This window comes from Acinetobacter sp. 1294243 (genome assembly GCF_000588015.1).
Lineage (GTDB): Bacteria > Pseudomonadota > Gammaproteobacteria > Pseudomonadales > Moraxellaceae > Acinetobacter > Acinetobacter pittii.
The window spans coordinates 56,017-63,561 of the sequence record NZ_JFXG01000018.1; the positions used below are offsets into that span (position 1 = coordinate 56,017).

7 protein-coding genes are annotated in these 7,545 nt (G+C 36.3%); 4 read left to right on the forward strand and 3 right to left on the reverse strand.

Translation table 11 applies throughout. The features are described from left to right. The first annotated feature begins 545 nt into the window (after positions 1 to 545). A complete protein-coding gene (gene alr / locus J655_RS20765) occupies positions 546 to 1,838 on the forward strand; it encodes an alanine racemase (protein WP_032052982.1) in 1,293 nt (430 codons plus the stop codon). A gap of 149 nt (positions 1,839 to 1,987) precedes the next feature. Here the strand turns inward: alr and pobA are convergent, their stop codons facing one another. After that, a complete protein-coding gene (pobA, locus tag J655_RS20770) occupies positions 1,988 to 3,202 on the reverse strand; it encodes a 4-hydroxybenzoate 3-monooxygenase (protein WP_002114537.1) in 1,215 nt (404 codons plus the stop codon). 141 nt (positions 3,203 to 3,343) lie between these two features. Here pobA and pobR point away from each other — a divergent pair, with 141 nt between their 5' ends. Beyond that, positions 3,344 to 4,159: an IclR family transcriptional regulator PobR gene (pobR, locus tag J655_RS20775; protein ID WP_032052984.1), complete on the forward strand. Its 816-nt coding sequence runs from the start codon at positions 3,344 to 3,346 to the stop codon at positions 4,157 to 4,159. Between the two features lie 164 nt (positions 4,160 to 4,323). On the opposite strand, the gene J655_RS20780 is transcribed toward pobR, so the two are convergent. Beyond that, positions 4,324 to 4,968: a glutathione S-transferase family protein gene (locus J655_RS20780; protein ID WP_032052986.1), complete on the reverse strand. Its 645-nt coding sequence runs from the start codon at positions 4,966 to 4,968 to the stop codon at positions 4,324 to 4,326. A gap of 218 nt (positions 4,969 to 5,186) precedes the next feature. Then, positions 5,187 to 5,744 (reverse strand): TetR/AcrR family transcriptional regulator, encoded by a 558-nt coding sequence (locus J655_RS20785; RefSeq protein WP_032052988.1) that lies wholly within the window; start codon positions 5,742 to 5,744, stop codon positions 5,187 to 5,189. A gap of 415 nt (positions 5,745 to 6,159) precedes the next feature. Here J655_RS20785 and J655_RS25785 point away from each other — a divergent pair, with 415 nt between their 5' ends. Next, entirely contained in the window at positions 6,160 to 6,669 is a 510-nt protein-coding gene (locus tag J655_RS25785) for a helix-turn-helix domain-containing protein (RefSeq protein ID WP_002120495.1), read from the forward strand. Between the two features lie 32 nt (positions 6,670 to 6,701). Beyond that, entirely contained in the window at positions 6,702 to 7,544 is an 843-nt protein-coding gene (locus J655_RS25790) for an IS3 family transposase (protein ID WP_230445321.1), read from the forward strand. Position 7,545: the final 1 nt, after the last annotated feature.

Below are 7,545 nucleotides of genomic sequence, written 5' to 3' on the forward strand. Positions count from 1 at the left end.
TCTTTTACTTAAAAATTGAGCAATTGTGTCATAGCATTCTAAAATTATTTTATTTTTATAAATCTGCATATTCAAAACCTAAGAAAAAATTTTATCAAAAAAATATTAATTTACAGACATTTAATTAATAACCCATCAAATATCAAATGATAATAAATATCATCTACAAAGTACAATAGATTAAATTCCAACCATAATAAAAAATTATATTTTTAAAAAAATCATAATTTTTATAGAATTAAATAAAAAACAACAGGTACAAATAGATTAAAAAAATAACACTTAGAAAATATAGTAAATTTTTCTATTGTTTTTTTACGGATGTATATTTAGATTTAATTAATATGATTTAAATCATGTCAATATTTCTTAATAAAATTAAGGTGTCTTTAGGCTCGCTTAATACTTCTCATAATATTTTAAGGAGGAAATATTATTACGAAAAAATATGTGATTTCGCAAAACAAATTAATTGTATTGCTGTAATTAATCATAAAAATATACCGAAAGGTAAAATATATTCAATTAGGAAAGATTAAAAACTCATGAAACTTAAAACAAAATTTTCTCATCTCGCTTATAGCTGTGCATTAATATTATTCGGTTCGGTGCAATTTGCTCATGCAGCTCCCTTACTCACTCCCCATGTTACGAATGAAGTAAGCCCTGCTCCTACAGCAAATGCATGGATAGAAATTGATACTCAAGCTTTTGAAGATAATATTAAAAAGACAAATCAGTTACTTAATGGCAAAACACAACTTTGTATAGTCATGAAAGCTAACGCATACGGCCATAGTATTGATCTACTTATGCCAAGTGTTATGAAGTTAAACGTATCTTGTATTGGCATTACCAGTAATGCTGAAGCGGCTATGGTGCGTAAACATGGCTATAAAGGCAAAATTACACGTTTACGTACAGCCACAGATAGTGAAATTATCAATGCACAAGCTTTAAATATTGAAGAGCTTTTAGGTAACTATGACCAAGCTGCCCGTATGTCTAAATGGGCAGAAGCGAACAATACAACTGTTCATTACAGCTTGGCTTTGAATTCAGGCGGTATGGATCGTAATGGTCTTGAAATGTCTACGGCTCTAGGCAAAGAACAAGCTGTTGCGATCACCAAACTTCCCCATCTTAAAATTGACGGCATTATGACCCATTATGCCGTAGAAGATGAAAAATTTGTTCGTGAGCGTCTGGCACAATTTAATGAACAAACCGCATGGTTGATTAAAAAAGCCAAACTGAATCGTAAAGAATTAACATTACATACTGCTAATTCATTTGCTACTGTAAACGTTCCTGAATCACATTTAGATATGGTTCGTGCAGGCGCAATTATATATGGTGATTTTCCTAATCACCCTGAATTTAAAGGTATGATGGCATTTAAAACACAAATTGCCGCAGTGAATAATTACTTGAAAGATTCAACCGTAGGTTATGACCAAACTTATACTTTAAAACGTGACTCTAGACTCGCAAACCTCCCTGTAGGTTATTCGGATGGCTACCGTCGTAGTTTTAGTAATAAGGCTTTTGTATTAATCAATGGACAAAAAGCACCAGTGGTTGGTCGAGTATCAATGAATACTGTTATGGTTGATGTAACAGATATTCCAGAGGCCAAAGCAGGTGATGAAGTTGTATTATTTGGTCGTCAAGGTAATGCGGAAGTTAAAACGAGTGATTTAACCAGCCTTACAGGCCATATTTTGACAGAAGCCTATATCCCTTGGAGTAACTCTAACCCACAAGTGATTAAACCCCTTCAGTCTCAGCAACAAGTGATATTAACCAATAATAAAGTTGCGGCAAAGGCCAACTAAACTTTAGGTGAATTGATAGGTAGCCCTATATTTTGAAAAGTATCGGGCTACTTTTAGCCGAATCACATCTTTTAACCGATCTCATTCCATCCAGTTTTTTTACATAAAAAAAGAGCATTTGCATGCCCTTTTTATTTCTTATCTAGCCTTTAGCTTGCGTGCTTGAAACTATCAATTTGCTTAATCTCATAAGGCAAACCAACATAGTTTTCGGCCAATGTGGTTTTACCTGCGATCGAGCCAAGCACATAACTTAGCTCAGCTTGTTTAATCTTATGATCAAACTCACTTTCAGTTTCAAAACGATGCAATAAATGAGTCATCCACCAAGAAAAACGCTCAGCTTTCCATACACGTTGTAGACATTTTTCAGAGTATTCATTTATACCTTGCTCGGAACCTTCAACATAATATTCAACAAGCGCACTTGATAAATAAGCAATATCAGATGCTGCTAGGTTTAGGCCTTTTGCTCCTGTCGGTGGAACAATATGTGCAGCATCACCTGCTAAAAATAGTTTTCCGAAACGCATTGGCTCAGTCACAAAGCTACGTAACGGCGCGATACTTTTTTCAATAGAAGGTCCTGTCACTAGCTTTTCGCGGCTTTCAGGGTCTAGGCGGTTTTTTAGCTCATCCCAGAACTTTTCATCTGACCAATCTTCTACATGATCTGTTAAAGGAACTTGTAAATAATAACGGCTACGTGTTTCTGAGCGCATACTACATAAAGCAAATCCACGCTCTGACTGTACATAAATGAGTTCATCGGCTACAGGTGGCACATCGGCCAACACCCCTAACCAGCCAAACGGATAAACTTTTTCAAAGGTCTTAATTTTATCTTCTGGCACGCTGGCACGGCAGACGCCATGGTAGCCATCACAACCAGCAATAAAGTCACACTGAATTTGAAAGGCTTTACCTTGGTACTCAAACTCAACTTTTGGTGCAGTGTAAAAATCTTTTACTTGTACATTTTGAGCTTCATAAAATGAAGTGAGCTGCTCTGCTTCACGCGCAGTCATTAAATCTTTGGTGACTTCGGTCTGACCGTATACGGTTACTTGTTTGCCACCCGTGAGTGCTGCCAAATCAACGCGATGCAATTCACCATTGGTTAAGATTTCAATGCCCGAATGTGGTAATCCTTTGTCTTTTAAATTTTGGTCAACACCTGCTTGTTTCAGTAAGTCGACCGAAACTTGCTCTAAAATTCCTGCACGAATCCGTGAAGCCACATATTCAGCACTACGTTGCTCAACAATAATATGATCAATCCCAGCTTTATATAAAAGTTGCCCAAGCAATAACCCTGCTGGTCCAGAACCAATAATTGCAACCTGTGTCTTTAAAATATCCATAACTTCATCCTTGTTTCATCCTGACTTTTAAATTACTGGCTTTAAGTTTTGTGCACTATGTATCCAAGACGAAAATAACCGTTTATCATTTAGTTTGTCCGAATAGCGGACAGAAACAATCAAAATAACAGGAATGAAAGGATGCCTTCTCTCGATGCTTTTTTAGAGCACCCGAACTCGCATGAGAAAATTCGTCAAGAAGACTACATTGCAGGCTTAGCAAAAGGCTTAGCTTTACTGGAAGCTTTTGGAACAGATCGGCAACGGCTCAATGTCACTCAAGTGGCTGAGCGAACCGGTATTAGCCGTACAGCGGCAAGGCGTTATCTAAAAACTTTAAAATACTTAGGCTATTTAGAAACCGATGAACATTACTTTTGGCTCACTCATCGGGTGCTGCGCTTTTCGAGTTCTTATTTAAGCTCTGCCCATCTGCCTAAAGTTGCTCAGTCATTTTTAAATCTTTTGTGTGCGCAGACGTCGCTGACTTTCTCAATTGTGGTGTTAGACGATAACGAAGTGGTGCCGATTGCGCGTAGTTATTTACCGCAGCAAGATAATTTACGTGTTAGCCCTTACGGCATGCATTTAGGAAACCGACTCCCTGCCCATGCCACGTCTACAGGTAAAGTATTGCTGGCAGCACTGTCCGAAGAAGCCCAACATACGTGGGTAAAAAATTATGGTTTAAAGCGCTTAACGCCATTTACCATAGTAGATGAGTCAAAATTTTTTGAAGTGCTTAAGGGTATTTCGTTATCGGATTATTGTCTTTCTAAAGAAGAACATGAGCTTGGCGTGATTGCGATTGCAGTGCCCGTTTTTAACGCACAAGGTCAAGCCATAGCAGCGCTTAACTGCATGTCGCAAACCAACCGTGTACAAGAAGATTATTTAGTTCAGCAAATTTTGCCATTGCTGCGTAACACGGCAAATGAACTCAGAAATGTAATTTAAATCGTCTTAGAAACTCTTGTCATCAATTAGAGGTACAAGAGTTTCAAATCATAATTTTAAAACAACGGGGTCTTTAACTCGCTGGTTTAGCAGAACTCATAAAAGAATGAATACGAGCCAATTGAGCAGCTAAACAATATTGGAAAAATGACTTACAGCAATTTTTAGGCATTGGTCTGTTGATGAAGATTTTGTTCAATAGACATGGCTTTTTTCCAGCTTTCTAGGCTTTCTAGACCTTTTACATATTGTTCAATATTGAGATATTTTGACCGAATATTTAAAGAATTAATTAGACCATAGACTACGAAACCAATCATAAAATCGGCACCCGTTAAGCAATCACCTACTAAGAATTTTTTGCCTACTAATTGTTGATCTAAATACGAAAATACTTTATCCAACTCAGTCTGCGCATATTGATCTAAGAACTTTAATTGAGTGCCATTTTTTAACTCAATCGAATTAAAGATATTTAATAAATATGGAACCATAGCCGAACTTTCTGAAAAATGAACCCATTGTAAATAATCAAGATAACTGTCTGAATCTTTCGCGGGCATAAGTTGAGGAGCAAACTTTTCAATCAAAATTTCTACAATGGCACCTGATTCAGCAATTACTTTTCCATTAAGTTCAATCACAGGTGATTTTCCTAAGGGATGAATATTTTTTAATTCTTGAGGTGCAAGATTTGTAGTTTTATCCCGGAAATAACTTTTTAATTCATACGGTTGATTAATTTCTTCAAGTAACCACAGAATGCGAAATGAGCGTGAAGCATTTAAATGATGAAGAATAATAGACATTAATTTTCTCTTTTAAACTAGAAGGTCAACAAAGTACGGCCTAACTATATAGCTTGATAGACGACCGGTCTAATATTTTTTGTTATCAGCCACGCATTTGTCTGATTAAGCAATAAACTAAATATCTTAAAAGTATAAAAACCACATCCGTAGATATGGTGACAAATTGGCTTTTGATTTTATCGATTGCCTAGCGCATTCTGCGGCATCAAATTACATCACCTACCTAAACTGCAAAAAAAACAATCCAACATCTTTTCCCGATCAATTGCCCCATCTGAACTTAAAAGCTGAATAATTGCGCCTTCAATCATATATAAAAATAGTTTGGCGTCTTGAAAAGTCGCATCGGTTTTTAGTTTTATAAGCTGGCTATAGATTTCATTCATGAGCCATGTTCGATATCTCACTGCGGAGATATAGGCTTTTGGATAGCTCAGTTTCGTTTCAAACATGGCTTTAAATAATAGGTAGTACATCCCCTCTACATCGGTATGTAAGAAATAAAGCTGTTTGAGTTTATCGGCCGCGTTTGTGTCTTGGGCATACTCAACAATTGAGACCACTTTTTCTTTTAATCGTTCTTTCTGGACGATCAAACAGATTTCAATAAACCGCTCTTTTGAATGAAAAAAGTTATAAAAAGTCGCTTTGGTAATTTTGCATTCTTTCACTATTCGATCTACCCCAACGGTATGAAAGCCACGATGGTGAAATAAATCAATCGACTTGTTGATGACTTGTATGGCACGGGAAGAAAGCACTAACTTTGGCATAGTTTTACCGTTATAAATTCTTGTTGTTTCTAAATGAGATAAAAAAAAGCCTGTGCCCTTTTTGGGAGAAAAAAAGGCACAGCAAAGCCGTAAAGACTGTGCTTGGCACATCTCAAGTTTTGTTGTTGCTAAGTTTTAAGTAAAAATGACTTTAAGCCTGAAAACCTTAAGGCGTTCAAGCTGCTTTAATTTTTAAGCTGTGTCGTTATAGCTTTTGGGATTGAGAGCCAAGAAATAATGGATGTGCAAAGCCAACTCCTTTTTTATTGAGAGTTCTGCCGACATTAAAATTATGGTGGCAGAACGAGAAAGGGTTCGCGGACTGGTACAACAACCAGCACACCCGAAGGTGTCCCTCTCCCGTCCTGAACTGCACCCCATAAGTTAGACTTTTAAAACTTATGAGGTGTGCTCTATGCCAATTCCGAAGCATTCAAAAGAGTTAAAATTAAAAGTCATTCAAGCTTATTTAGAGGGAAGTAAAGGATATAAAATCCTTTCACAAGAATTTAATGTAGATCTCCAAACCATCCGCTTATGGATTGAAAACTATAAGGCACAAGGTGAAGATGGCCTGAATGTTAAAACTAAAAAAACCTACTACTCTTCCGAATTTAAAATCAAGGCTGTACAAATGCTTCTTGATAAGATACCGGTAAGAGAAGTTAGAAGACGGTTAAATCTGAGCGGGACGTCAATTTTAAGAAGGTGGCTAGCTCAGTATCATAAAGAAGGGATTGCTGGGTTTAATACCACGAGGATTTATACCAATATGCTTAAACAAGATAAAACTAAAATAACCAAGTCTGTAAAAGATGACAAAGATAAATCTCAGCAGGAGCTCATTGATGAAGTGACCGCTTTACGAGCAGAGGTTGCCTTTTTAAAAAAGCTAAAAGCCTTAAAACTGAAGCAACGTACCTAAATTCAATTTCTACTGCAGACAGTGTTCAAGTTATTTCAGAATTAAGGCAAATTTATCCATTAAAGCTCTTACTCAGTATTGCCAAGATCGCTCGTAGTACTTATTTCTATCACATGAAAGCTGTACGCTCTAAGGATAAATATACTGAGTTAAAACAGCAGATCAAGTCCATATATCACAAGCATAAGGGATGCTATGGCTATCGTAGAATTACTCTTGCTCTGAAAAGTACAGGAATAATAATCAACCATAAATGTGTATATCGTCTTATGAAAACTATGGGACTTAAATCACGTATCAGAGCACTAAAATATCGCTCATATAAAAGTGGTTGTGTCGGGATGGTGGCCGATAACATTATGCAACGGCAATTTAAAGCGAACCGTCCCAACCAGAAATGGGCAACTGATGTGACGGAATTTAATGTTAACGGTGAAAAACTTTATCTATCACCAATTATAGATTTATTTAATGGGGAAATTATTACCTTCCGGATCCAACGTAAACTCAATTATGAGTTAGTGAAAGATATGCTCATTCATGCTTTAGCTAAACTTAAGCGACATGAGAAACCAATTCTCCATTCAGATCAAGGATGGCAATATCAAATGGCTCATTATCAACAGCAATTAAAGCAACATGGTTTAATTCAAAGTATGTCTCGTAAAGGAAATTGCTTAGATAATGCTGTAATAGAAAGCTTCTTTGGAATATTAAAATCGGAGTGCTTTCATGGTGAAAAATTTCAATCAACTGATGAGTTAGAGAAAACTATACGAGAGTACATTCATTATTATAATCATGAGAGAATCAAGGTGAAGCTACAAGGTTTATCCCCTGTACAATATAGAAACCAGTTTTTAAAAACTGCTTAAC